Annotated in this window: 25 protein-coding genes; 13 read left to right on the forward strand and 12 right to left on the reverse strand. The window is 67.6% G+C overall.

Annotated elements, in window-relative coordinates; genetic code table 11:
* Nucleotides 1–37 precede the first annotated feature (37 nt).
* Nucleotides 38–937, reverse strand: coding sequence for a DMT family transporter (locus ACFYO1_RS23780; RefSeq protein WP_387234745.1), 900 nt, complete (start codon nt 935–937; stop codon nt 38–40).
* Between the two features lie 83 nt (nt 938–1020).
* Here ACFYO1_RS23780 and ACFYO1_RS23785 point away from each other — a divergent pair, with 83 nt between their 5' ends.
* Both ACFYO1_RS23785 and ACFYO1_RS23790 read left to right on the forward strand, forming a co-directional pair.
* A complete protein-coding gene (locus ACFYO1_RS23785; RefSeq protein WP_387234748.1) occupies nt 1021–1551 on the forward strand; it encodes a CGNR zinc finger domain-containing protein in 531 nt (176 codons plus the stop codon).
* A gap of 113 nt (nt 1552–1664) precedes the next feature.
* Nucleotides 1665–2384: an alpha/beta fold hydrolase gene (locus ACFYO1_RS23790; protein WP_387234751.1), complete on the forward strand. Its 720-nt coding sequence runs from the start codon at nt 1665–1667 to the stop codon at nt 2382–2384.
* Between the two features lie 11 nt (nt 2385–2395).
* Here the strand turns inward: ACFYO1_RS23790 and ACFYO1_RS23795 are convergent, their stop codons facing one another.
* The 5 genes from ACFYO1_RS23795 to ACFYO1_RS23815 form a co-directional block, all read right to left on the reverse strand.
* Nucleotides 2396–5923: a BTAD domain-containing putative transcriptional regulator gene (locus tag ACFYO1_RS23795; RefSeq protein WP_387234753.1), complete on the reverse strand. Its 3528-nt coding sequence runs from the start codon at nt 5921–5923 to the stop codon at nt 2396–2398.
* 331 nt (nt 5924–6254) lie between these two features.
* The gene (locus tag ACFYO1_RS23800; RefSeq protein WP_387234756.1) at nt 6255–6929 is read right to left on the reverse strand and encodes a response regulator; all 675 of its coding nucleotides are present in this window, start codon (nt 6927–6929) and stop codon (nt 6255–6257) included.
* The gene (locus ACFYO1_RS23805) at nt 6896–8026 is read right to left on the reverse strand and encodes a sensor histidine kinase (protein ID WP_387234759.1); all 1131 of its coding nucleotides are present in this window, start codon (nt 8024–8026) and stop codon (nt 6896–6898) included. Before ACFYO1_RS23805 ends, ACFYO1_RS23800 begins: the two co-directional genes overlap by 34 nt.
* 4 nt (nt 8027–8030) lie before the next feature.
* A complete protein-coding gene (locus tag ACFYO1_RS23810; protein ID WP_387234762.1) occupies nt 8031–8528 on the reverse strand; it encodes a hypothetical protein in 498 nt (165 codons plus the stop codon).
* Nucleotides 8529–8600: 72 nt separating this feature from the next.
* Nucleotides 8601–9986: a glycosyltransferase family 87 protein gene (locus tag ACFYO1_RS23815; protein WP_387234766.1), complete on the reverse strand. Its 1386-nt coding sequence runs from the start codon at nt 9984–9986 to the stop codon at nt 8601–8603.
* A 169-nt stretch (nt 9987–10155) separates the two neighbouring features.
* On the opposite strand from ACFYO1_RS23815, the gene rpsF reads away from it, so the two are divergent.
* From rpsF to dnaB, 5 genes are all read left to right on the forward strand, one after another.
* Complete coding sequence (gene rpsF, locus ACFYO1_RS23820; RefSeq protein WP_150400327.1) at nt 10156–10443, forward strand: 30S ribosomal protein S6; 288 nt, start codon at nt 10156–10158, stop codon at nt 10441–10443.
* Between the two features lie 89 nt (nt 10444–10532).
* On the forward strand, nt 10533–11072 hold the full coding sequence (locus ACFYO1_RS23825; protein WP_387234769.1) for a single-stranded DNA-binding protein: 540 nt from the start codon (nt 10533–10535) through the stop codon (nt 11070–11072).
* A 60-nt stretch (nt 11073–11132) separates the two neighbouring features.
* Nucleotides 11133–11384, forward strand: a complete 252-nt coding sequence (gene rpsR / locus ACFYO1_RS23830; RefSeq protein WP_014989074.1) for a 30S ribosomal protein S18 — start codon at nt 11133–11135, stop codon at nt 11382–11384.
* A 17-nt stretch (nt 11385–11401) separates the two neighbouring features.
* On the forward strand, nt 11402–11854 hold the full coding sequence (gene rplI / locus ACFYO1_RS23835; RefSeq protein WP_387234773.1) for a 50S ribosomal protein L9: 453 nt from the start codon (nt 11402–11404) through the stop codon (nt 11852–11854).
* 657 nt (nt 11855–12511) lie between these two features.
* Entirely contained in the window at nt 12512–15145 is a 2634-nt protein-coding gene (gene dnaB, locus ACFYO1_RS23840; RefSeq protein ID WP_387234775.1) for a replicative DNA helicase, read from the forward strand.
* Nucleotides 15146–15255: 110 nt separating this feature from the next.
* Here dnaB and ACFYO1_RS23845 read toward each other — a convergent pair whose 3' ends face one another.
* Complete coding sequence (locus tag ACFYO1_RS23845; protein WP_387234778.1) at nt 15256–15750, reverse strand: hypothetical protein; 495 nt, start codon at nt 15748–15750, stop codon at nt 15256–15258.
* Nucleotides 15751–16361: 611 nt separating this feature from the next.
* On the opposite strand from ACFYO1_RS23845, the gene ACFYO1_RS23850 reads away from it, so the two are divergent.
* Nucleotides 16362–16631 carry a hypothetical protein gene (locus ACFYO1_RS23850; RefSeq protein ID WP_387234781.1) on the forward strand — a complete coding sequence of 90 codons (270 nt, stop codon included), beginning with the start codon at nt 16362–16364 and terminating at the stop codon, nt 16629–16631.
* A 137-nt stretch (nt 16632–16768) separates the two neighbouring features.
* On the opposite strand, the gene ACFYO1_RS23855 is transcribed toward ACFYO1_RS23850, so the two are convergent.
* A complete protein-coding gene (locus ACFYO1_RS23855) occupies nt 16769–17179 on the reverse strand; it encodes a RidA family protein (RefSeq protein WP_387234784.1) in 411 nt (136 codons plus the stop codon).
* 78 nt (nt 17180–17257) lie between these two features.
* Here ACFYO1_RS23855 and ACFYO1_RS23860 point away from each other — a divergent pair, with 78 nt between their 5' ends.
* Complete coding sequence (locus ACFYO1_RS23860) at nt 17258–17662, forward strand: winged helix-turn-helix transcriptional regulator (RefSeq protein WP_387234787.1); 405 nt, start codon at nt 17258–17260, stop codon at nt 17660–17662.
* A 40-nt stretch (nt 17663–17702) separates the two neighbouring features.
* Here the strand turns inward: ACFYO1_RS23860 and ACFYO1_RS23865 are convergent, their stop codons facing one another.
* Together ACFYO1_RS23865 and ACFYO1_RS23870 are read right to left on the reverse strand one after the other, a co-directional pair.
* Nucleotides 17703–18233 (reverse strand): dihydrofolate reductase family protein, encoded by a 531-nt coding sequence (locus ACFYO1_RS23865; protein WP_387234790.1) that lies wholly within the window; start codon nt 18231–18233, stop codon nt 17703–17705.
* Nucleotides 18234–18303: 70 nt separating this feature from the next.
* On the reverse strand, nt 18304–19242 hold the full coding sequence (locus ACFYO1_RS23870) for a LysR family transcriptional regulator (RefSeq protein WP_387234793.1): 939 nt from the start codon (nt 19240–19242) through the stop codon (nt 18304–18306).
* A gap of 82 nt (nt 19243–19324) precedes the next feature.
* On the opposite strand from ACFYO1_RS23870, the gene ACFYO1_RS23875 reads away from it, so the two are divergent.
* Both ACFYO1_RS23875 and ACFYO1_RS23880 read left to right on the forward strand, forming a co-directional pair.
* Nucleotides 19325–20536, forward strand: a complete 1212-nt coding sequence (locus ACFYO1_RS23875; RefSeq protein WP_387234796.1) for an MFS transporter — start codon at nt 19325–19327, stop codon at nt 20534–20536.
* 134 nt (nt 20537–20670) lie between these two features.
* Nucleotides 20671–21924, forward strand: a complete 1254-nt coding sequence (locus ACFYO1_RS23880; RefSeq protein WP_387234799.1) for an SGNH/GDSL hydrolase family protein — start codon at nt 20671–20673, stop codon at nt 21922–21924.
* Between the two features lie 84 nt (nt 21925–22008).
* Here ACFYO1_RS23880 and ACFYO1_RS23885 read toward each other — a convergent pair whose 3' ends face one another.
* Both ACFYO1_RS23885 and ACFYO1_RS23890 read right to left on the reverse strand, forming a co-directional pair.
* Nucleotides 22009–22185 carry a hypothetical protein gene (locus tag ACFYO1_RS23885; RefSeq protein WP_387234801.1) on the reverse strand — a complete coding sequence of 59 codons (177 nt, stop codon included), beginning with the start codon at nt 22183–22185 and terminating at the stop codon, nt 22009–22011.
* A 118-nt stretch (nt 22186–22303) separates the two neighbouring features.
* Nucleotides 22304–22933: a TetR/AcrR family transcriptional regulator gene (locus tag ACFYO1_RS23890; RefSeq protein ID WP_387234804.1), complete on the reverse strand. Its 630-nt coding sequence runs from the start codon at nt 22931–22933 to the stop codon at nt 22304–22306.
* Between the two features lie 52 nt (nt 22934–22985).
* Here ACFYO1_RS23890 and ACFYO1_RS23895 point away from each other — a divergent pair, with 52 nt between their 5' ends.
* Together ACFYO1_RS23895 and ACFYO1_RS23900 are read left to right on the forward strand one after the other, a co-directional pair.
* Nucleotides 22986–24380 carry an MFS transporter gene (locus ACFYO1_RS23895; protein WP_387234807.1) on the forward strand — a complete coding sequence of 465 codons (1395 nt, stop codon included), beginning with the start codon at nt 22986–22988 and terminating at the stop codon, nt 24378–24380.
* Nucleotides 24377–25573, forward strand: a complete 1197-nt coding sequence (locus tag ACFYO1_RS23900; RefSeq protein ID WP_387234809.1) for an FAD-dependent monooxygenase — start codon at nt 24377–24379, stop codon at nt 25571–25573. Before ACFYO1_RS23895 ends, ACFYO1_RS23900 begins: the two co-directional genes overlap by 4 nt.
* The last annotated feature ends 124 nt before the right edge of the window (nt 25574–25697 follow it).

Consider the following 25697-nt stretch of genomic DNA (forward strand, 5'->3'; position numbering starts at 1 on the left):
CACAGCGCCCGCGAGTAGCTCGACGCCCGCAACGAGCTCAGCGCACCGCGACCGCCGGACGGGGCACGACCGCGGGCGCCGGCGACGGTTTGCGCGAGGCGAAGACCAGGCCGATCAGTCCGACCGCGAGTCCGGCAATGGTCAACGGCCGCAACGGCTGATCGATCAGCACCCAGGCGAGCAGCGCGGTCACCGCGGGCGTGGCGAAGAACAGCCGGCCGACCCTGGTGGCGTCCCAGCGGCGCAGCATCGAGTTCAGCAGCAGGAACGCGACCATCGAGTTCACCAGCACCATCCAGGTGAGCGAGCCGGCGAACCTGGCCACATCCGTCACCTGGATCTGACCGGTCAGCCAGGCGAGCACCCCGGCGACCGGCGCGCTCACCACCACGTGCACCGCAGTGGACGCCCGGGAATCGACCTCGGGCACGAAGCGCTTCTGATACACCGTGCCGATGCTCAGGCCGAGCAGCCCGATCACGCACAGCAGCAAGCCGATCCGGGAGAAGTTCGACTGGTCCATCACCGCCATCGCGACGCCGACCCCGCCGATGCCGAAGCCGAACCACTGCCGCGCCGTGACGGTTTCGCCGAGCACCCCGGCGAACAATGCGATGACCACCGGATTCAGGCCCTGCACCAGCGCGATCACCGCGCCGGACACGTGCTCGCCCATCGCCGTGTAGAACGCGCCGAACTGCACCGCCTGCATCAGCAGCCCGGCGACCGCGACGTGCCGCCACTGCCGCCCGCGCGGCCAGGTCGCGCGGACCGCGAAGGCATAACCGACGAGCAGCACCCCCGCGATGGCGTAGCGCGCGAACAACACCATCATCGGCGGCGCCGCGCCGACCCCGATGATGCCGGCGATGAACGCGCTGCTCCACAGCACGACGAACAGCGGCTGCGCGGCCACCGACATGAACTGAGTCTTCACGGACCCTCCTGAGCTAACCGCCTTAAGTGGTTATTACGTTCGCAGTTGACCGCATAACCTGTCAAGGTGGTTACTATGAGAGGGTGTTCACCTTCGTCAGCGGGAATCTCGCCTTGGATTTCGCGGGCACGGTCAAGGCCCGTACCGGCACGTTCGACGACGCCCTCGTCGCACCCTCCGCGCTCGCGGACTGGCTGGTCGCCGCCGAATTGCTCGACCGCGCACCCGATTGCGACGCGTCGACCTTCGACCGTGCGGTGCGCCTGCGGGAGGCCGCGTACCGGATGGCCGTGGCCGTGTCCCAGGGCAAACCGGTCGCCGACGCCGACCGCAGACTGATCAACGAGTGCGCGAAGGGCGAACTCCCGGCAATCAGCTTGCGGCTCAACGGCACCATCGCCCGCTCGGGCACCCCCGACGCCGCGCTCACCGCGATCGCCCGTTCCGCCATCGAACTGCTCGGCAGCGCGGCCACGATCAAGGAATGCGGCCGCCCCGAATGCACCCGCCTCTACGTCGACGCCTCCCGCGGCGGCACCCGCCGCTGGTGCGATATGACCATCTGCGGCAACCGGGTCAAGAGCGCCGCGTTCCGCGCCAGGCACGCCGAGTAGGTCGCTGAACTGCGCGTTCGGCGAACATTCAGGCCGCGTTCAGTCGGCCCCGGAGGCTGAGAGGGATCGATCGCCCACCTGTTTCCGGCGATCCGACCCGAACTGGAGGAACGATGACCGCCACCCCGAATGTGCTACTCGTGCACGGCGCCTGGGCCGACGGGTCCTGCTGGAACAAGGTGATCGAGCGGCTGTTCGACCGCGGCTTCGGCGCCGTCGTGGCCAGCCAGCTACCGCTGCGCGGCTTCGCCGAGGACGTCGCCGTCGTCACCCGCGATCTGGACGCGCTGACCGGACCGACGATCCTGGTCGGTCACTCCTACGGCGGCGCGGTGATCAGCCAGGCCGGTTCGGGCCGCGACGATGTCACCGGGCTGGTGTACGTCGCCGCGTACGCGCCCGCCGCGGGCCAGTCCGCCTTCCAGATCAACCAGGAATTCGGGCCGGGGCTGCCCAGCGGCGCGGATCTGGTGAACATCGGCGCCGACGACGTCCCGGATCTGATCATCGCCCGCGACCGCTACCACGCCGACTTCGCCGCCGATGCCGACCCGCGCGAAACCGCGCTGCTGGCCGCCACGCAGAAGCCGACTTCCGTTCTCTCCCTAACCGGCTCGGGCACCGCGACGCCCGCCTGGGAGACCCTGCGGGACAACACCTGGTACCAGATCTCCGAGTTGGACGCGATGATCCCGCCGGACCTGGAGACCAAGATGGCGTACCAGGTGGCAACCGAGGATCACATCGTCTCGCTGGCCACCGGGCACGCGTCGATGGTCACCGAGCCGGACGCGATCGCCGATCTCATCGCGCGGGCCGCCGCCGGGCAGTAGCGGGCGGGACCTCAGCCGCTCGGCACGCCTTCGGCCTGCGTGCCGAGCAGGTCGTCGATGATTTCGAGATACCTTGTCGCGCCGATGGTTTCGGCGCGCATGCGGGCTTCCCGGCGCAGTTCGCGGGCGCGTTCGGACTCGCCGTCGCGCTGACCGGCCGCGGCCAGTTCCAGCAGGGCCGGGATCAGCTCGACCGGTGAGTCGTAGCGGCGCAGCAGGCCGACGGCCTGGTCGAGCAGGTCCGCGTCGACACCGCCCGGTGCGGCCAAAGCCGTGGCGCGCAAGGCCCTTCCGATGGTGCCCGGGGTATCCCACCGCCGGGCCAGTTCGAGTTCCGCCGTGGCGAGTTCGTGGGCCTGCTCGCGCTCGCCGAGGCGCACGAGTTCGATGGCCGCGCAGCTGCGCCACGGGATGTGGGCCGGGTTGCGGATGCCCACCGCGGCGACGCGCCGGCCACAGTCCATGAAGTGCGCGATCGCCGGACGCGAGTCGCCGCGGGCGGCGCAGACCAGGCCCTTGACGTGGATGACCACGGTCCACTCCCACGTCTCGGGGTTGGCGTGGTGGGCCACACTGTCGAGCCACCGCTCGGCCTCGGTCAGCCGGCCGAGGCCGAGCAAAGCGTGCGCGAACTGGGCGACCAGCGCGAGCGGCGGCCGGATGGACTCGTCGCCCAGCGTGCCGACCATCGGCGCGACCTCGCGCAGGGCCCGCCGGTAGTCGCCGCAGCGCAGCAGCACCTCCGAGCGCAGGATGAGGCGGTAGACGTCGATGGTGCCGAAGTGGTGATCGTTGCGCTGTTCGCTGAGCCGGCTGGCGAGCGCGAGATCGCCCGCCCACATGGACAGGTGCGCGAGCAGGCCGATCAGCTGCTGCGGCAACACATCCCAGCCGCCGGCCGGAACCGGTTCGGCGGGGAAGCGGGCGATTGTCTCACGCGCGGTGTGGTGCACGCCGAAGGCATCGTCCCAGGTGAGCACCGCCGTGGTGATCTGGTCGGTCGATCCCGTGGCGCGCAGTCCGGCGACGAAATCGCGCCAAGTCGCCGAGGTGAGTCCGGCGACCGCCCAGGACGCGGATCGAATATCCCTGGCCGCCAGCGGGTCTCGGGCTTCCGTCTCGGCCAGCACCTCGGCGAGCAGGCTCATCGCCGCACCAGCCTGCCAGCGCGTCGACATCGTCCAGGCCAGCGGGATGACGGCGGTCGGGGCGACCCGGCGGTCACGCTGGCTGTGCAGCGCTTCCTCCAAGTGGGCGCGGGCCGCGGCCGGGTTGGTCCACAGTTCGAGCTGGCCGAGCCGAACGAGGATGTCGTCGCGGCCTTGCGGCGCGGTGATCCGCAGGGCCGCCGCCAATTGCCGTACCGCCTCGGCGATCATGCCGTGGCGCAGGCATTCCTCGGCGGCGTCCAGCAGCACGACGGTCCAGCGGGAGTACTGCACGCCGGCCAGGTCGCCGAGGTAGGCCGCGACCTGCCTGGCCGAGTATCCGGCGCTGCGTGCCTGTTCGGCCGCGGCGATCCGGTAGCGGTCCGTATCGGCGCGCCCGCCGAGCCGGCGAATCGTGTTGCCGATCAACGGATGACGGAGAACAGGCGGCGTCGCCGAGGCCAAAATGCCGCTGGCGGCGAGTAATTCGCAGCGATCGCGCACCACGCCCGCCGGCTCGGCGCAGGCGGCGGCGAGCACCTCGATAGTCGGTGCGAGGTCTTGCAGCACGGCGAGGGCACGCAACATGGCGGCACCGCTCGGCGAGTATCGGTCGAGCAGCCGGCTGACCGAACGCGAATAGCAGCCGTCCGGGAGGTAGTCCGGTATGTGGCCGTGGTCGCGGAGGGCGGCGAGGTCGGTGATCAACGCACCGGCCAGCAGCGGGATATCGGCCGTGGCGAGCTGGATGTCGGCGGCCAGTCCCGGCGGGCACATCGTGCCGGTGCGTCGTTCGTACAGGGCCTCGACGGCGGCGACGCTGAGTCCACCTGGGCGCAGTATCGCGACGGCGAGCGGTTCGAGCCGGGCATGCAGCTCGAGAATGCCGGACTCCCAGGAACTTTCGTCCAATGCCAGGACGAAAAGCACAGACATCCTGCGTAGTCGCGGTGCCACGGCGGTCAGTATCCGGACGGAGCGCTCGTCCAGCCGTTGCGCATCGTCCACCAGTACGACGAGCGCTTCGGTGGCCGACGCCTCGATCAACTTGGCGCACAACGCTTCTGCCACCTGAGCGTCGGTGTTCCGCGCCGAGACGGGGGAACCGATCAGCTCCTCGATCAGGCCGGTCTGCGGGGCGCCGTCGAATGGTGGCAGCAGGTCGATCCGCCGCGCACCGGGTACCCGCCGTGCCACCTCGTCGAGCATTTGGGTCTTGCCGTAGCCGGGGCGACCCGAAATCACCACCAGGCCGCCGTTGCCCTTGGCCGCGCTCGCGGTCCAGCCCGCGATTCGGGACAGATCGTGATCCCGCTCGAATACCAGCGGCGCTGTCGAATCCGGGGCCGGCCAGAGCGTCGCCACCACGCCGAGCCGACCAACTGCCTCGTCCGCCGCTGATGTCGAAAGTTCTTGTACAGCAGCATCTTCCGAAGCCATCACCGAGCGTGATGAAACCGGTGACTGCCGGGCCGAGCCATGTGGAACCGCACCGACCGAGTTCGAGGCGGTCCTGTGACCGGCCGCATCCTCGGTCGCGCCGGGCGCTTCGACGGCAAGGGGTCGGCTCTCCTGATCCGCAGCGCCGTCCGGCAGTACCAGGCTTTCCCCGGCCAGTATCTGCTTGTGCAGCGCACGCAGCTCTTCGCCCGGCTCCACACCCAGCTGATCTACCAGCAGATTCCGGGTCACGCGGTAGACGTCCAACGCTTCGGACTGGCGACCTCGCGAATACAGCGCGCGCATCAGTACGGCGCGCGGGCGTTCGCGCAGGGGATATTCCGCGGTGAGCACGCGCAACCGATCGATCACCTCGTCGGAACGGCCCAGTGCGACAGCGACATCGAGGCTGTCCTCGACCACGGCCAGCCGTCGTTCGGCCAGCGCCGTCCGTTGACGTTGCGCGAAGGGGCCGGGCAATCCGGCCAGTGGTTCGCCCGCGTACAAGGCGAGGGCCTGCGCGTAGCGGGCCTCGGCCAGTGCCCAATCACGCGCTGCACGAGCTCGCCCGGCCTCGCCGACCAGCCGGTCGAACACACTGAGGTCGATCTGCTCGTCATCGATCCGCAGCTGATATCCACCGTGCCCGGACAGCAGCACCGCCGGCGGTGTGCGCGGCTTGCGGTCCGGCTCGAGCACCCGGCGCAGGGCCGACACATAGGTCTGGATCACGCCGACGCCACTGGCCGGCGGCACACCGTCGTACAACGCGGCCAGCAGACTCGACGCCGACACCCACTGCCGCCGCCGGAATGCCAGCACGCACAGCACCGCCCGCCGCTGCGGCGGACCGAGCGGCAGAACCTCGCCGGCCAGGTACGCTTCCACCCCGTTGAGCAGCGTCAATCGCAGCACGACGGGCGCGAGGGCACCCGCGTCCGCCTGATCCATCTGTTTTCCACCGCCTCGTCGCGTCGCCTAGCCCGACCAGCGTAAACGGACCGGTGTCCAGTCAGCGCGGACGGATGCGCCGCGCAGGCGGCTACGCACTGCCGGCGATCGGGTCCGACCGCCCACCGGACCCCTGAGCTGGAGCTACGACGATCAATGGGTGGCGGTGGCCGCCCGCCCACCGACGCGGTCAGTGACACACCTCGCAGAGCAGGACTCGGGGGCGCTGAGTTCTCACCGCCGCAGCCGCACAACCTTTGTGACGTCCGCACGCGCGTGGGCGCGGCGATTCTGTGTGCGGGAAATCAGCAGGCGTGCGGCCGAGCGAGCCCTAGCCCAAACCCAACCTGTGCGCCTGCGCGATCGCTTGCGGACGATCGCGGACATGCAGCTTCGCGAACAGCGAGTTGATGTGACTCTTGACGGTGCTGACGCCGATGAACAGCTCCTTGGCGATCTCGGAATTGTTGTGCCCCTTGGCAATTAACCCAAGCACGTCGAGTTCCCTGGCGCTGAGTCCCAATTCGGCGACGGCGGCGGAAGTCGACGATTCGGCGGGCGTCGACAACGAGGCGACCAGCCGCTGACCGACCTCGGCGGCGAACGTCGCCTGACCACCCGCGACCGAGCGAATGGCCGTGGCGATCTCCCGGCGCCCCGCGTCCTTGGTCAGATACCCGCGCGCACCGGCCCGCAACGCGCCCGCGATCGATTCGTCGTCGGCGTAGGTGGTCAGCACCAGAACCGCGGTCCCGGAATGCCCCTCGGTGATCGCGGCCGTGGCGGCGACCCCATCGAGGACCGGCATCCGCAGATCCATCAGCACGACGTCGGGCGCGAGGCGGTGCACCAACTCGACCGCTTCGGCGCCGTCGCGCGCCTCGCCGACCACCTCGATATCCGGCAGCAGCGACAGCACGGTGGTCAGCCCCTCGCGCACGATGGTCTGATCATCGGCCACCACCACCGTGATCACCGCCGCGGCACCGTCATTCGCACTGTCCACCGGTCACCCGCCTTTCCCGCCTCGACCGTGCCGCCGAGCGCACCGATCCGCTCGCGCATCCCGAGCAGCCCGGCGCCCATCCCCGAGGCCGACAGTAACCCGGACCGGTCGGCCAGCGGATTCGAGGCGACCAGTTCCGCCTGCTCCGCACCGACCGACAACCGCAGCTCGACCTCCGCGCCCGGCGCGTGCTTGCGGGCATTGGTCAGCGACTCCTGCACGCCGCGAAGCAGCGCGACGCGCACCTGCTCGCCGAGCTGCTCGGCGTCACCGGACAGGTCCATGGTCACTCGACCGCCCGCATTGCGGTGCTCGGTCGTCAACCGTTCGAATTCGGCTGGCAGATCTATTCTTTCGGCTCGCAACGCACCGACAACCTGCCGCGCGTCATCGAGCCCCGAGACGGCCAGCTCCCGCGACGCGCGGACCCTGTCGGCCGCCCGTTCCGTCTCGCCCGCCTCCAGCAGCGCGTCCGCGGCGTCGAGCTGCAGCACCAACCCGCCCAGGGTGTGCGCGAGCACGTCGTGCACCTCGCGCGCGATCCGCCCGCGTTCGGCCAGCGTGGCGGCGCGATCACGCTCCGCTCGAATCTCCCGGCTCTGCTCCACCAGCAACCGATTCTGCTCGGCGGTCACGCGAAACTGCCTGCGGCTCAATCCCATCAGCGCCACCAGTAGCACGCCGGCAAGCAGCCCCAGGTAGGCGCTCGGCGTGTGGTGCGCCGCCACCGACGACACCCCCACCGCGATCACCTCGACGCCGATGATCAACGCGCCGAACGTCACAGAATGCTGCACGACAGCGACACCGGCGAACGCCGCGGCGAGCAGCGGGACCAGCGACCCGCCCACCTGCGCGACGGTCAGACCGCTGCAGATCGCCATCACCCCGAGCACAGATCTGCTCACCCACGGTCGCCCCATCGGACCCACCGCCCAGACCAGCAGCGCGAGCCCGGCGATACCGACCATGATCAAGATCGCTACCCCCTGCCGCGCGAGCTGGTCGTCCCGCAGCAACACGACCATGGCGGCGACCCCGGCCAGGCGCAACAGCCTGTTCGGGGTCGTCGGTGCGATGTACGCGCCGGCCGGCATCAGCTCAGTGTGCCCGAACCATGGGCCGCGAACCGGTCAGCCGTTCGGCCCGCGTCGAGAGGACCAGCATCCGGCCGAGCCGGTTGACCGCGAGCAGCACGATGATGGCGCCGGCCGAGACCGCGGCTTTCGCCCCGAAGTTCACCGCCACCACGTCGACGCCGACGCGCACCGCGATGAGCACCACCCACAGCGCCGAGGCGAACGCGCCGGTGCGCACCATCAGTTGCCCGTCCGGCCGGGCGAATTTCGACAGCACACCCATCAGCGCGCCGACCGCCAGTCCGAGCACGCCTTCGAAGACCAGCAGCGCGATATCCACGGTGTGCATCGCGGGGGCGTTGTCCGCGGACGCGAGCATCAGCACGCCGACGATGCCGAGCACCAGCGGTCCCCGCCACATCCGGGCGGGATCGAAGGGCCGCCACTGATTCTGCCGATAGATGATCCAGCCGAGTATCGCCAGCACCAGCCCGGCGGTGAGCACATTGTTCGAGGTCATGCCCATAACCCTCGGGGAATCGCCGCTCATTCGGCACCACCCCGGGGTGGAACCGTGGGTGGAATCCGCGGACTAACCGACCGGGATCAACTCACCCGGCGCAAACCGCGGCACCGCGGGCGGCACGGGGCGAAACCCACGCGGCACGGCCCGCAGGAACAGGAAGAACAGCACGACCAACAGCACCGCCCGGCCCCACACCCCGAACTGGACGAGCTTCTCCATCTGCTCCGCCGGCCGACCGGTGCCCAGCGCGTAGAAGTACCGGAACACGCCGATCCCGAGCGCCGCGTCGGCGACGAGGTACGCCCCGATCGCCGCCCACGGCACCTCGAGCAGCACCAGGAACGGCACCAGCCACAACGTGTACTGCGGCGAATGCACCTTGTGGAACAACAGGAATCCACACAGCATGGCAGCGCTCACCCCGACCCACGGGAATACGCCCGAGGCCAGGTAGCGCTTCCAGCCCAGCCACATGGCCAGCGCGAACGCGGCCAGGATCAACGTCGGCGACGCGATCGACACCACCTGCTGGAACAGCGTCTCGCTCTGCGCGTCCGTCCCGAACAGCTGCCGAAGTCCCCAGTACCAAATGGAATTCGTGGTGATGTCGGCCTGCCGCAACTGCTGGAAGGTGATCGACGCGCGCCAGCCCGCGTAACCCGCCAGCGCGAAGGGCAGGTTCACCGCGACCACGGTGGCGATGGCCGCGCCCGCCGTCATCAGCGCGCCGCGGACATCCAGGCCCGGTTCGTCGCGCTCGTGCTCGACGCCGCCGGTGAGCACGTACGCCAGCAGCGGCAGCACGAAGATCCCCGGATAGAGCTTGAGGCAGAAACCGAGGCCGAGCAGGATCGCGGCCAGAATTCCCCTGGTACGCAACGAATATCGGGTCAACGTAGCGACCACGTACACCGCGCCCACCGCCGTGCACACCACCGGGAGTTCCCAGTTGTGGAAGGCGTAGAGCACCAGCGGCGGACCCACCGCCCACAGCAACGCCGCGCGACCCGCGAGCCGGGCCAGCATCCAGGCGGTCAGCAAGGCGAACGGCGCGAGCAGCAGCGCGGAGTGCCTCAGGAAGTCGGCGTCGTTGTGCGCACCGAGCGCGCCGAGCCACATCAAAGCGCCGCTGAGCACCGGATATTCAACCGCGCCGCCGACCAGCGCGCCGTCCTCGGTGATGCCGCCGTGCACATAGGGAAAGACGTGTTCGTTGATGTCGCGGCCGAGCCAGAGGAACTGGATATCGGAGTAACAGACATCCGAATCCTTGTTCGTGTCGAATACCGTACTGCGGCCGTCCGCGGTGAACGGCCCGCCCGCACAACGCGCTTTGTTCGCGTACCCGAGCGCGAGCGTGAGCCCGCACAGCACCAGCACCACCGCCGCCAGCGCCGCGCGACGAGTCACGCGGCGCGCGATCAGGTCGCTGGTGGCGCGTCCGGTCGGCATGTGGACCACCCTAGGCGGCGGGCAACGTCAACGTTCGCGTTCCCTCGCCGATGGGATCGATTTCAGTGGTCAGGGCGGTTCATGTAGCCTTGTCGGGTTGCTGACGCAACGACCCTCCTGCCACGGAGAGCCCGTGGCCGTTTCCTAGTCCACAGGAGGTGATTGGTCCGTGCGTCATTACGAAGTGATGGTTATCCTCGATCCCAGTCTGGACGAGCGCACCGTAGCCCCGTCTCTCGAGACGATGCTCACCGTGGTTCGTACCGAAGGCGGCAAGGTCGACAAGGTCGATATCTGGGGCCGCCGCCGGCTTGCCTACGAGATCGCCAAGCAGGCCGAGGGCATCTACGCGGTGGTCGATCTGACCGCGGAGCCCGCGACCGTGAGCGAACTCGACCGCCAGCTCGGCCTGAACGAGTCTGTGCTGCGCACCAAGGTTCTGCGCCACGACAAGTAGTCCGGCAACCCTCGATTGCGTCGGTGTCTATCTCTAGGCTCTAGCGCAACTAGCGAGATGCGGACTGCACCCTGAGCAGGAGGAACCACATGGCAGGCGACACGGTCATCACCGTCATCGGAAACTTGACGGCCGACCCCGAGCTTCGATTCACGCCCGCGGGAGCGGCGGTGGCCAATTTCACCGTCGCGTCGACACCCCGTGTGTTCGATCGTAATTCGAACGAATGGAAAGACGGCGAAGCGCTGTTCCTGCGCTGCAATATCTGGCGCGAAGCCGCGGAAAATGTCGCCGAAAGCCTGACCCGGGGTTCCCGAGTCATCGTGAGCGGACGGCTCAAGCAGCGCTCCTACGAAACCCGCGAGGGTGAGAAGCGCCAGGTCGTCGAGCTCGAGGTCGATGAGGTCGGGCCCTCGCTGCGCTACGCCACCGCGAAGGTCAACAAGACCAGTCGTGGCGGCGGTGGCGGCGGCTTCGGGTCCGGCGGCAGCGGTCGCTCCGGCGGCGGCAGCGCCCCGGCCGGCTCCGGCGGTCGTTCCGGCGGCGCCGAGGACGATCCCTGGGGCAGTGCGCCCGCGGCCGGCTCCTTCGGGGGCGGCGGCCGCGTAGATGACGAACCGCCGTTCTGATAACGGCAAACTCATAGGTCTGCCTTGCGTGGACCATCACTGATTACGGAGTAAAAGACCATGCCTAAAGCGCCAGCGCGCGAAAAGGTGCTCAAGAAGAAGGCCTGCGCATTCTGCAAGGAAGCCAAGTCCGGAATCGTCAACATCGATTACAAGGACACGGCACTGCTGCGTAAGTACGTCAGCGATCGCGGCAAGATCCGCGCCCGCCGCGTCACCGGCAACTGCGTGCAGCACCAGCGTGACATCGCGGTTGCCGTCAAGAACTCGCGTGAGGTGGCCCTGCTTCCTTACGTGTCGACGGCTCGCTGAGTAAGGGAGACACGCAAATGAAGTTGATTCTGACTGCTGACGTGGACAACCTCGGTGCGCCCGGCGACACCGTCGAGGTCAAGGACGGCTACGGCCGCAATTTCCTGCTGCCGCGCGGACTGGCGATCGTGGCCAGCCGTGGCGCCGAGAAGCAGGTCGCGGGCATCCGCCGGGCGCAGGACGCCCGCAAGGTGCGCGACCTGGATCACGCCAACGAACTGAAGCAGGCCATCGAGAACCTCGATGCGGTCTCGCTTTCGGTGAAGACGGCGGGCACCGGCAAGCTGTTCGGCTCGGTGAGCCAGGCGGATGTCGCCGCGGCCATCAAGGCGGCCGGCGGGCCCGTGGTCGACAAGCGCAGCATCGAGCTGCCGAAGTCGCACATCAAGACGACCGGCAAGCACGGCGTCGTGGTGCACCTGCACCCGGACGTGGTGGCCAAGTTCGACCTGACGGTCGCTGCCAGCTGATATAGCACCCCTTCGAAGGCCACTCCCGTGTTCGGCACGGGGGTGGTCTTCGGCTGTGCGCTGCGGCCCACTTTTTTGAATAACTCATAGTTTGCCCGGTAGGCAGCTCTGCCATTCGGAACATTCTCGGCAAATCCGCGCTGGTCATCGAGGTTCCCGGTGCGAGGCCTGTGGATTACTTGGGAAACCGACCGGTGGCAATGTGATTCAGCTCATACCCGTCACACGTGCCGTTAACCCAACACGCCCGGCCGTTCAACTTGGTCGACACGCCGCGACTTTATTCATCCACACGTGGATAGCCGTGGAAATCGATATCTATCAGCGCGTTTTGGCTGGATGACCTGGGTTTTCCCCACGTTGTCCACAGGGGGTGCACACGGTTAGGTGAACAGTCCCCAACTTATCCACAGGAGTGTGCACAGTACGGTTTGGTGACTGCCCTCGGGTCGCCTAGGTTCGTCCCTACGTCGTGGTAGACGCGGCCCGAACGTCCGGAATTCATGGATCTCGCAACGGTAGCTGGAACTCGCAGGTGGCCTCGGCCGGCGTGCGAGCGGCGGGCGCTGCCGCTGCGCCGTACGTGTCGAAGCCGGAGAGTAGGACCAATCATCAATAGGGTGAGCCCGGTAGGTGGAGAGAGGACGGTCGAGTCTCATGGCAGTCGTCGATGACCGCGGGCATGCGGACTACCCGCCCGAGCCGCCCGGCGAAGACTTCGGGCGTCAGCCACCGCACGACATGGCGGCCGAGCAGTCCGTGCTCGGTGGCATGCTGCTGAGCAAGGACGCGATCGCCGACGTCATCGAGGTGATGCGCCCCGGCGACTTCTACCGCCCCGCCCACCAGCTCATCTACGACACCATCCTCGATCTCTACGGTCGCGGCGAACCCGCCGACCCGGTGACCGTCTCGGCCGGCCTGGACCGCCGCGGCGAACTCAAGCGCATCGGCGGACCCCCCTACCTCGTCACCCTCACCCAGACCGTCCCCACCGCGGCCAACGCCAGCTTCTACGCCGAGATCGTCGCTGAGAAGGCCATCCTGCGCCGCCTCGTCGAGGCAGGCACCCGGATCGTCCAGTACGGCTACGCCGGCGCCGACGGCCAAGACGTCGCCGAGGTCGTCGACCGCGCCCAGGCCGAGATCTACGAGGTCACCGACAAACGCACCACCGAAGACTTCCTCCCGCTCGAGGAACTCCTCCAGCCCACGATGGACGAAATCGACTCCATCGCCAGCCGCGGCGGCATCTCCCTCGGCGTCCCCACCGGCTTCACCGAACTCGACGAACTCACCAACGGCCTCCACCCCGGCCAGATGATCATCGTCGCCGCCCGCCCCGGCGTCGGTAAGGCCCTGGCCCTAGACACCCCGCTACCGACTCCCGGCGGCTGGACCACGATGGGCGAGGTCCAGGTGGGCGACGAGCTCTTAGACGCCGAGGGGCGCCCCACCCGAGTCGTGGCCGCCACCGACATCCTCACCGACCGCCCGTGCTACGAGGTCGAATTCTCCGACGGCACAGTGCTCGTCGCGGACGAGGAACACCAGTGGCTCACCGAGACCCGGGCCTCCCGGCGGTCGGCACAACAGGCGGCCACCGGCTACAACCGTCACCGCAACCAGCGCACCTTCGCCGCGGTCCGTACCACCGGCGACATCGCCGCCACGCTGCGCTGCGAGACTGCCGACCGCAGGCTCAACCACTCCGTCACCAACACGCGCCCCCTCCAATTGGCGGCTCGCGACTTGCTGGTGCCGCCGTACACTCTCGGCGCGTGGCTCGGTGACGGTACGTCGGCGGCCGCCCAGCTCACTTCGGCAGACCCGGAGGTCATCGCCCGCATCGAAGCCGAGGGACTGGTGGCCGTCCCATCCCGGTCCGCGCACCTGCGCTATCAGCTGCAGTTGCCTGCCGATGAACCGATCTCGCCGCGCGAATGCGTGGTCTGTGGCGCGGAGTTCATCCCGTTCACCAGCGAGATTCGTACCTGCGGACGATCGTGTGGTGGCAAGGCACGCTTCTACTCCGCGCCGGTCGCCCCGCCCAGCTGCGCGCACTGCGGTGGCCCGTCGATCGGGCTGCGCCTGTGCCAGGCCTGCCGGAACACGGTGGGCAGTGTGCAGGCTTGGCTGCGGACGATCGGTGTGCTCGGCGACAAGCACATTCCGACGCAGTACCTGAGATCCAGTGAGGCGCAACGACGTGCGCTGCTCGCGGGTCTGCTGGATACCGATGGCACTGTGACGCATGGCGGTTCGGTCCAGTTCACGGTCACCAGCGAACGGTTGTTCCGGGATGTTCAGGAGCTGGTGGTCAGCCTCGGGTACCGCTGCCACGTCTCGACCAAGCGGGTTCGTGGCCGGTCCGAGAGCTCGTCGACCGCCTTCACCATGACCTTCGCCACCGACGACGAAGTATTCGGTCTGTACCGGAAAGCACTGCTGCACAAGGAACGCCGAGCAAGTCGCAGCACTGCACGATCCGGGTCTCGATACATCGTGGACGTCCGGCGCATCGACAGCGTGCCCGTCCGCTGCGTGGAAGTCGACAACGCCGACCATCTCTACCTGGCCGGGCGATCGATGGTGCCGACGCACAATTCCACGCTCGGCATGGATTTCATGCGCAGTTGCTCGATCAAGCACGGGTTGCCCAGCGTTATTTTCTCGTTGGAGATGAGTCGCACGGAAATTGTCATGCGCCTGTTGTCGGCCGAGGCGAAGATCAAGCTCGGGGATATGCGGTCGGGGCGGATGAGTGATGACGACTGGACCAAGCTGGCGCGGCGGATGAGTGAGATCAGTGAGGCGCCGCTGTTCGTCGACGACTCACCGAACTTGACCATGATGGAGATTCGGGCGAAGGCGCGCCGGCTCAAACAGCGCCACGATCTCAAACTTGTTGTGGTGGACTACCTTCAGCTGATGAGCTCGGGCAAGAAGGTCGAATCCCGGCAGCAGGAAGTCTCGGACTTCTCCCGAAGCCTGAAGCTGCTCGCCAAGGAACTCGAGGTTCCGGTGATCGCGATCAGTCAGCTGAACCGTGGTCCCGAACAGCGAACCGACAAGCGCCCCATGGTCTCCGACCTTCGCGAATCCGGCTCCCTCGAGCAGGACGCCGACATGGTCATCCTGCTCCATCGCCCCGACGCCATCGAACGCGACGACCCCCGCGGCGGCGAAGCCGACCTGATCGTCGGCAAGCACCGTAACGGCCCCACCGCCACCATCACCGTCGCCCACCAGCTGCACCTGAGCCGGTTCGTGGATATGGCTCGCGGCTAGCGAGCTCATGTAGGGGTCTCAGAACTCGTGGCGGAATCTCAGAATGATCGGCGGTCCACCGGCGGATCCGCCTTGTGTGTTTATTCGAAGGTTGTTGTTCGACCGCGCTGTCAGGGACAGGTGATCGTGAACTCGGCACCGCGGCGCGCCTCTATCTTCTTGAAGTCGGGAAAGTTGTTGCTGGTGCCGACTTCGGCCCCGTAGTGGCCGCGCAGCTTCCACAGCCCGTCCTTGCACGGGTACGACGACCCGTCGGTGCTCACGTGTGCCGACGGGTTGTTTTTCGACCCGGTCTTCTTGCTCGCGAACTCGGAGACCACTTCCTGGTCGCCGGGAGCCGTGATGGTGTAGTAGCTCGGATCCCAGGTGTTGCACTGATAGGAATCGCCCCATGCGCTCGTAAACCCCGTCTGCATCTGGCAGTGCATCTTCAGCCGGGGCACCACCCCGCCCTCCGTCGGCTGTAGACAGAGCTGGCTGAGAATACGCACGGTTTTGGCGTCGGTGAACTCCTCTGAACACTGTTCCTGCCCCGCAGCGACAGGAGCCGCCTCGTGGATCGGGCCGATCTCACCGAACGCAGCACCGGGCACCGGACCCGCCACGAGTACAACCACACCGAAAACAACCCCCCGACCGCGTGACCAAACCCCGGAAACCTTGATGCGGACCACTCTCCTTCAATCGTGGTGTATCGGACACGTGAACAACACAGGTACTTCGTACTGAATGGAAGGTCGGATGGGTCCACGGCAGAACGGCCAAAGATGCGTGCGTGCGTTCGGGGGATGCTGCGTTTCCGCGTAGACGCTGTCGGGGACGCAGCCAGTCGCGGTCCTCTCGATGTCGGCGAATTCTGTTTCCTGCGAGGCGGTTCCAGCATCCGACGAACGACAGTGCCCTCGCGATGCGGCCGACGCAGCCGTCGCGCCCGGCGCGGGAGCTCACGCCGCGGCATCGGCTGCGTGAGGAAATGCCAACGATTTGAGACTGGCGGCCGTACCCACGACGTGAATTAACCGGCAAAACCTCAGGTCGCCGCGTCGAGAGATACCACGAGTTTTGAGACCCTACAGCTCAGTCTCTTGACGGTGCTGCCGAAGCCATCAAGGCACTAGGTCACGATCGGGAACGGTGGCGCCAGGTTCGGGGTCGTAACCGCCGTCGTCCACTACATAAGGGCGCATAGCTGCCGCAATCTACCAATCCTTGGGTCATGGATTCGGTGTCCTGTTCTGGCAAGGTTGTCGGCATGCGAACAGTATGGAGATCATTTGCAACCTGTGCCGGCGCATTGGTTGTGGTCGGGGCGGTGGCGGGCAACGCGAGTGCCGAAGGCACGTTCATCGGCGAGTACGAGACCCAGTCGGCGTGCGTGCAGGCGGGGGAGAAATGGCAGGCGTGGTACGGCAGCTCCGACACCCGGCCCGACTGCGTCTATGGTCAGCAAGGTAGCGGCTGGCAACTGTGGATCCGCTCGATCTGAGCGGTAGAACTCGTGATCAGGTGTGCCGAGAGACGCTTCGGTTTTCTGCGGCAAACTGCCATGGCCACCGCGTGAGACCAGCGAGAAGATGCAGGTCAGCGGCTTGGCAGTGGCCACGACTTCTGGGACCCGACAGCTCAGTCGAGGACGGCGTATGCCTCGACCTCGACGAGGACGTCGGGCTCGAAGAGGTAGTCGACGCCGATCGCTGAGACGGGGGGCAAGGGCTGGGGTATTCCCAGCTCGGCGGTGACGCGCTCGATGCCTTCGATGAAGGCGGGGTACTTGTCCGGGGTCCAGTGGGTGACGAAGAAGCGGAGGCGTACCACATCGGCGAAGGTTGCGCCGGCTCCGGCGAGGCCGCGCGCGGTGCTGCGCAGTGCGTGGGCGACCTGTCCGGCGAGGTCGCTGGTCGCGACCGGCCGGCCGGCGGCGTCGCGGGCGATCTGGCCGGCCACGTGCACGTGGCGGGTGCCCGTGCCGATCGAAACATGGTGGTACGGAACGGGACTGAACATGCCCTCGGGGGTCAGCAACTGCACTGCCATGGGTGTCTCTTTCGCTGTCGGAGTAGGTATCTGATGTCTACCTGGTACCCCGAGGGCACTTCAACGAGACTAGGTGTCATGCAGGAAACCGCTCCCCTGTCTCCGGACAGCCCGCAGCTCACGGACCAGCATCGCGAGCTGCTCGATCACGTGCTGGACAAGTGGTCGCTCCAGATCCTCGACGCACTGTGCGAACGAGGATCGTTGCGCTTCAACGAACTCCGCCGAACCATCCCCGCAGTGACCCAGAAGTCGCTCACGGCCGCCCTCCGACGCCTGGAACGCAACGGCATGATCGAGCGTGTCGTCACGAGCACCCGCCCCATCGCCGTCGAGTACCGCCTCACCGACCTCGGCCGCTCACTGCAAGACCTCATCGACGCCCTCCTACGCTGGACCACAACCACCCTCCCCGACGTCGAACGCGCCCGCAGTCGCTTCGACGCCCAGGCCCGAGCGGGAGCAGCGTCCACTCAGCCCTGAGGGGCAAGGGTCGCCGAGGCTTCTTGTCGGAGAAGCACACTCAGAGCTGCGGCGATACCCGGTAGACGATCTCCACCGCGCCCCCGGTCAGCGGTCGCGAACTCTCGAATTCCAGACCGGTTCGCGTATTCAGCGATTCGGTCAGGCGCATACCGTTGCCGACGAAGAAGGGCAGGATCACGAGCTCGAGTTTGTCGAGAACACCGAGGGCGCGATAGGTCTCGATCGTGCCGGGCCCGCCGATGAGGTGGACATCACCGCCGCGATTCGACGCGCGGATCTTCTCCAGCAGCCGTAGCGGATCGTCGTCGATAGTGACGTCGTCGGGGGTGCCCGCCGGCCGGGTCGAGCCCAGCACGAAGACCTTCAGATCCGGCCATGGCCAGCGATCGGCGGTGAGCGCGGGTTCAAAAGTGGTGCGGCCCATCAGCGCGGCCTCACAGGTCCGCAGGAATTCGGCGATGCCGTGACTACCCGGACCGTGCGTCGGATCGATGACCTGAGGCGGCCAGCCATCCGGAGTAGTGACATAGCCGTCGGCGGACATGCACAGTCGAGCCAGTATCTGCACGAGTTCATCCCTTCTATGGAGTCACAGACAAGACGCCGTCTACCAGCGAAATTCATCGGTGTTCCACCGGTCAGGTCGGCGAAGTCGGTGCCTGTGCAGCGAGGGCGTGAGCTACTTCGATGGCGATTTCGATGGTGCGGGCGAGTATGGGAGATTGGGCGCTGCGGCCGGGCGGGTAATGGAGGTAGATGGTGCGGGCGGGGGTGGGGGCCAGGTGGTGGACGTGGAGGTCGGGCCACCCTTCCGGTCCGTGGATCGCGCCGCAGGAGCGGCAGATGACGTGATGGATCGTCAGCCAGGGCAGGACGGCGAGCCCCATGCCGGCGCGGACCATCGAGAGGATGGTTTCGTTACCGGCAGAGCGAAACACTATGTGCGGCTTGGCGCCTGCGTGCGCGAGGGACCGTTCCAGTCTGGGCTGGTCGGAGGTCGCGGGCCAGGCCACCATTGCCTTCCCGTCCAGCATCCGCGCGGGCACCGGGCCGGTGGGCAGGTCATCCGGAAGGGCCACCGCCAGATAGGGATCTTCCATCAGCAGGACGGATTCCGTTGCGTCGCTGAGTAATCCGTCGTAGAACAAAAGATCGAGTTCGCCCATCTGTGCCACATCCGGTTCCGCTTCAGCGAGCCGGATCTCACAGTTGGGCTGTTCGTCCCGGAGGCGGCGCAGCACGGTGGGCAGGATCGCGTGGGAGACGCTCTGCAGGGTGCCGATGTCGATGCGGCCGTCGCCGGCCTTGAATCGATCGACCGCGTGCCCGAGCGCTTCGGCCTTCGACAGCAGCGCACGGCCTTGCTCGAGCACCACGGCGCCGAGCGGAGTTATCCGCACCGGCCTCGGCCCGCCCGGCCGATCGAAGACAGCGCCGCCAACCGCCTTCTCCAGCGCCGCGATGTGCTGACTCACGCTCGACTGGGTGTAGCCCAGGCGGTTCGCCGCCCGGGAGAACGTCCCCTCTTCGGCGATCGCGATCATCGTCGTCAGTTGCCGTAAGTCGAACTCGGCCATGCCTTATGTATAACAGATCGCGATGAATATGATCGTAAATGATCGCTTTTCTTGATGGCTCGCAGCTCATAGCGTCGACGTCATGACAACAATCGTCGACAACGACACGAAGAACTACACCCGGCCACTCGGATTGCCCACTCTGGCGTGGACCTTGGGGGCGTGCCACCTCATCGCTCGGGCGGGCGGCTTCGTACAGCCGATGCTGGTGCTGTACCTGACCCAAGAGCAGCGGATGACCCCGATGGCCGCGGGCGCCGTGGTGGCGGCCGTGGGCATCGGCGATTTCGCCTCGCAGTTGCTGGGCGGCTGGCTCGGGGACCGGTTCGGGCGCAGGCAGACGATGCTGCTGGGGTTCCTGGGAACGGCAATCGCACTGGCCGCCTTGGGATCCGCCGGAACGGCGCCGGTCATCTGGGCCGCGGCGGTCGGCTACGGCCTCACCGCGGGGCTTTTCCGGCCGGCCGGCTCGGCGGCCGTGGCGGACCTCCCGCCGGAACAGCGGGTGCGAGCTTACAGCCTGCTCTACTGGGCGGCGAACCTCGGATACGCCGTTGCCGCAACGGGTTCCGGGGTGCTGGCCAGTCACGGTTACGGCCTGCTGTTCTGGTTGAACGCCCTCGCCATGCTGGCCGCGGCATCGATCGTGGTGCTCGCGGTGCCGGAGACGCGTTCGACGACGATCCGGGCCCGCCGCGCGCTGCTGCCGACGCTGCTCGGCGACCGCCTGATGATCACCATGGCACTGCTGCACGTCGTCTACTTCACGCTGAATATGCAGGCGTTCGCCACGTTGCCGCTGTTGATGACCGCGCAGGGGTACGGCCCGAGCACGTATGGCGTCGTGATCGCCGTCGACGGAGTCGCCATCGTCCTGCTGCAGCCGCTGGCCGTCGCCGCGCTGGCGCACCGCGACCGCGGCACCGTCCTCGCCGTCTCGATGCTGCTGGCAGGCATCGGCGGAGTTCTGGCCACCGTGGCGCAGAGCACCGCAGGCTATGCCGCCGCGGTCCTCGTTCTCGGCCTCGGGCAGATCGGGATGGCGGTCCACTTCAGCGCCACGTTCGCCGACCTGGCGCCGACCGAACTGCGCAGTGGATACCTCGGCGTCGCGTCGAGCACGTGGAGCCTCGGCACCATCCTGGGTCCGCTCGTCGGCACGACACTGCTGCAGCACACCGACCGAATCTGGCTGGGGACCGGCGCCCTCGTCACCGGGCTCCTGCTCTTCGCCGCACTGAAGGCCATCGCCGGAGCCCTGCGCGCACGACAGGCAGATCCGGTCAGGGCCTGACCCGAGCCACAGTCCCTTGACAATCTTCCGTAAACGGGAATGTAGTTCCATTAGAGCCGGTTATGCAGTACTGTCACCCTAACGCTAACGGGAACACAGAACCGTTAGCGCAGGGCAGTGGAGAGGACAGAACAATGCAGAACACCTTGCGGGTCAAGCTCGCCGCGACCGCCGTCGCCGCCGCTGCCGTGCTCGGCGGCATCGCCATCGGCACCGCCGCCGAGGTCGAGGCGGCGTGGGATACCGGATGGATGGCCGCGCCGCAGTCGCCCAGCGTCGGGTTCGAACCGAACTGGGCGCAGGACGGTTTCGGCGATCAGACGGTGCGGCAGGTGGTCCGGGTGACCGATGGGGGCAACGCCGCCAGGATCACCCTGTCCAACGTGTACGGCACCGCACCGCTACGGGTGGATCACGTCACCATCGCCCGCGCCGCGCGCGGTGCCGCCGTGGACTCGAAGTCGTTGCGGGAGTTGACCTTCGACGGCAAGGCCAGGGCCGAGATCCCGGTCGGCCACACGCTGACCAGCGATGCCGCCGACCTGAATCTCGCCTCACTGGATTCGGTCGGCGTCACCATGTACCTCGCCGACCGCACCGGTCCGGCCACCTTCCACTCGCAGGCCTACGCCAGCAGCTACCGCGCCGCGGGCAACCACGCCGCCGACCCGGCGGCGGACGCCTTCACCGAGACCACCCACTCCTGGTACTACCTGACCGATGTCCAGGTGTCCGGCGACGACGCGGATGCGGGCGGCACCGTCGTCACGGTCGGCGACTCGATCACCGACGGCTACGGATCCACCTACGACACCAACACCCGCTACCCGGACCGGCTCGCGCAACGGCTCGTCGAGGCCGGCACCCCGCGTCCGGTGCTCAACGCGGGCATCGGCGGCAACCTGATCCTCAATGATTCCCCGTGGTTCGGCGCCGCGACGGTCCGGCGCTTCGAACGTGACGTCCTCGCCAAGCCGGACGTCACCAGCGTGCTGGTCCTCGGTGGTCTCAACGACTTCGGCTTCTCCGAGGTAGACCTGCCCACCTACAAGCCGAATCCGAATATCTCGGTGGCCCAACTGATCGACGGCCATCGTCAGCTCATCGCCGCCGCGCACCGGGCGGGCGTGCGGATCACCGGCGCCACCCTGCTGCCGATGAAGGGTGCGGAGTACTACACCGACACCTCGGCGGCGAAGATCCGCGAGTTCAATCAGTGGATGCGGACCAGCGGCGAATACGACGCCGTGGTCGATTTCAACGCGGCCGTCCGCGACCCGGCCGACCCCGAAAACCTCGACCCGGCCTTCGATTCCGGCGACCACAAGCACCCCAATGCGGCGGGCTACCGGGCGATGGCCGACGCGATCGACCTGGCAACCCTCTGACCCGAAATACCGACAGCGGCACCCGAATCCGGGTGCCGCTGTCGAGCGTCGATGGCCTAGCGCCTCACCGAACCCGAAGGCGCGCTAGCAGATCCCCGGCACTTCGCCGTGGATGAGAACTTGAATCAGGCACTGCAGGTTCGAGCTGCCCGAACTCGGAGCGGGCGCCGGATCCGCGCTCGCCGCCGGGGCAGCCACCAACGCCGTCAGGACAAAAGCGGCAGCCGAGATCGCCACAGCCACACTGTTTCTGATACTCACACCAATCTCCTTGTCTAGGGACCGGATCACGGTACCGACGCCCGCTCGATCCCCACAGCCCCCACTTCTTGCTGCGCCCAGCACGGTGCGTCCCGCAATCGACGCCCGGCCGAGTCGGCTACCGAATGCGATACGCCCGGAGGAAGGTTCGCACTCCCTCGACGATGAGCGGCCGCACGCGGGTGTCCTCCATCGCGTTCGCGGAACCGAAACGGTTGAGTGCGACGCCGAAGGTCAGCGCCAGGAACTGGTCGGCCGCGAGTCGCGGGTCGGGCACATCGAGCAGCCCGGCCGCGCCGAACGCGGCGAACCGCTCGGCCAGCGCCTCGTCGGGGGTGTCGGCCATCGGATTCCCGCCATCGGGCAGCTTCCCGGTTTCCGCCCGGACCAGTCGTTGCAGCGTGGCGTACTCCGCCGAGTCGAGCATGTCGGCGGCGATCCGCATCGAGAACGTGACCAGGACGTCCTCCAGGTCGGCGGCTTCGGTGCGGTCGGTAAGGGTGTCGTCGAGGATGCGCCGAATGGTGGCGATCAGCGATTGGCTGATCGAACCGACCACGGCTTGCAGCAGCGTGTGCTTGTCGCCGAAGTAGTCGTAGACCGTCCGCTTGGACACCACGGCCCGGGCGGCGACCGCGTCGACGCTGGTCCGGTCGAAGCCGTCGGCGAGGAACAGTTCCCGGGCCGCGGAGAGAATGGCGGCCCGTTTCTGCGTGGACCCCTCGCGCAGTGTCTTCGTCGTCGGCATCGTCACATCATAGCTCGACTACACTGCACGGTGTAGTGCAATCTTTGATGTCATGATCACGACCCTGTCTCCGCCGGCCCGCATCGGGAGGGCCGCAGTCGGAGCCCTCGGCCTGCTGGCCGCAGCCACCGGAACCCTGGAGTCGGTGGTGACACCGACCCTCCCGCTGCTGCAACGCGAACTGTCGATGAGCCCGGCCGAAGGGGCACTGCTCAGCATCACGATGCTGATCACCGGCGCACTCGTGACGCCCGTCGCGGGCAACCTCGGTGACCGCTACGGCGGGAAACGGGTGATGCTCCGGCTGATGGCCGTGGTCTCGGCCGGCGGTCTGGTGTCCGCGCTGGCGCCGAACCTGCCGGTGCTGCTGCTCGGTCAGGTGCTGGAGGGCGCGATGGTCGGCGCGATGCCGCTGTCGTTCATCCTGGTCCGCAAGCACCTTCCGGCCGGTGCGTCCGCGGTGGCCATCGGGCTGGTCAGCGGGTTGTTCGTGGGCGGCGGCATGCTGGGCACGCTGCTGGCCGGACCCATCGCGGAGGGTCTGTCCAGGCATTGGATGTTCGCGATACCGACGATCGCGATCGTGGTGGCGACGCTGCTCGTGCACTGGCTGATGCCCGCCGATCCGCCGGCGGGATCGGCCGCCGGGATGGACTGGCCGGGCCTGTTTCTGCTGAGTGGCGTGCTGCTGACGCTCATGGCCGGGCTGTCGGTCGCGCCCGACGCCGGTCGACAGCCGCTCGTACTCGCCGCCTTGGTGCTGCTCCTGGCCCTCTTCATCGCCGGATTGGCCTACGTCGAACGCCGGTCACCCGCGCCGATGCTCGATCTACGGCTGCTGGCCGAGCCCGCGTTGTGGAGTTCCTACGTGATCACCTTCGCGGTCTGCGTGGGCACCTCGGTGGCGACCTATCTCGTTCCGCAGCTGTTCGCGGTGGCCGGTGACGGGTACGGCTTCGGGGCGAGCGCCACCGACATCGGCCGGTATCTGTTGCCCAGCGCCGTCGCGGCCGCGATCAGCGGGCCGCTCGGCGGGCTCGCGGCGCGCCGGTTCGGCTCGAGCGCCGTGGTCGCCACCGGGATCGGGGTCATGACGGCGATGTTGGTAGCACTGGCGGTCCTGCACACCGACGTGTGGCACCTCGTCGTCGCCAAAGCGTTGATCGCCCTGGCCAGCGGCGTCTGCATCACGGCGATGGTGGTCAAGACCGCGACCGCGGTCGATCACGGCAACACCGGCATCGCCACCAGCCTGGTCCTGGTCACCCGGGTGATCGGCTTCGCGGTGGGCGTGCAGATCAGCGGCGCCATCCTCACCGCGGGAACCCGTCCCGGAATGCAGAACCCGGCCGAATCGGCCTTCGTCACCGGCCTCGTCGTGGCCGGCGCCGTCACGGCGCTGTCGCTCCTCGTCGTCCGGGCCATGAGTAAAGGAGTCGAGCAATGACCGATACCGCGCACCCGCGCACCGCCTTGATATCGGGGGCCAGCATCGCGGGTCCCGCCCTCGCATTCTGGTTGAACCGCAACGGATTTGCGGTCACCGTCGTGGAAAAGGCGAGCACCGTACGCAGCGGTGGTTATCCCATCGACGTCCGCGGCACCGCACTGGAGGTCGTCCGGCGGATGGGGATCCTGCCGCGACTACGCGACGCGCACATCGATTCGCGGCGCTTCACCTTCCTCGACGCGGACGGCCGCACCGTGGTCGCGATCGACCCGCGCATCCTCGGCGGCAGCGTCGCGGGCCAGGACCTCGAGGTGCGGCGCGGTGACCTGACCGACGCGCTGTACACGGCGGTCCGCGACGACGTGGAATTCCTGTTCGACGACTCCATCCACACCCTCGACCAATCCGCCGACGGGGTCGACATCACCTTCCGCAGCGGCGGCAGCCGCACCTTCGACCTGGTCGTCGGCGCGGACGGATTGCACTCGCGCACCCGCGAATTCCTGTTCGGCCCCGAGGCACAGTTCCACCGCTACCTCGGATACTGTTTCGCCGGCTTCACCATGCCCAACACCTTCGGCCTCGCACACGAGATCACCATGTGGAACACCCCCGGCAGAGCTGCCGCGCTGTATGCCGTAGGGGACAGCGACGAAGTACACGCCTTTCTGAACTTCGCCCACCAGGACCCGCCGTTCGACGCGTTCCGTGACCCGGCGGCCCAGCGCGATCTGGTCGCCGCGACCTTCGCCGACGCGGGCTGGGAAGTCCCGGGCATGCTCGCGGCCATGCGCGACGCGGACGATCTGTTCGTCGACGTGGTCAGCCAGATCCGGCTGCCGCGCTGGTCCCGCGGCAGGGTCGGGCTGGTCGGCGATGCCGCGTACGCGCCCTCGTTCCTCACCGGGCAAGGCACCAGCCTCGCGCTCGTCGGCGCGTACATGCTCGCCGATGCCCTGGCCGGCCGAGACGCCGGCGCAGGCTTCGCCGCCTACGAGCACAGCACCCGTGCGTTCGTGGCCTTGAACCAGGACCAGATCGGCGCGGGCGACGCCACCCTGTTCCCCACTACCGCGCAGGCCTTGGCGCAGCGAAATGCCATGCTGCGCAACCTCAGTGCGCTGCCCGCCACGCAAGGACGCCCCGCCCACTCGGCCCTCACCCTGCCCGAACTCGCACCCGCGACCTGATCACCGAACACCCCCTCAGGTGTCGAGCAGTTCGCGCACGAACACCGCTTCGCAGGTCAGGTGCCGGGCCGACAATCCTTGCTCGTGGTGATAGCGCAGAAAGGTGTCGATGGATCGCAACGAC

The organism is Nocardia sp. NPDC006044, assembly GCF_042871115.1.
Taxonomy (GTDB): domain Bacteria; phylum Actinomycetota; class Actinomycetes; order Mycobacteriales; family Mycobacteriaceae; genus Nocardia.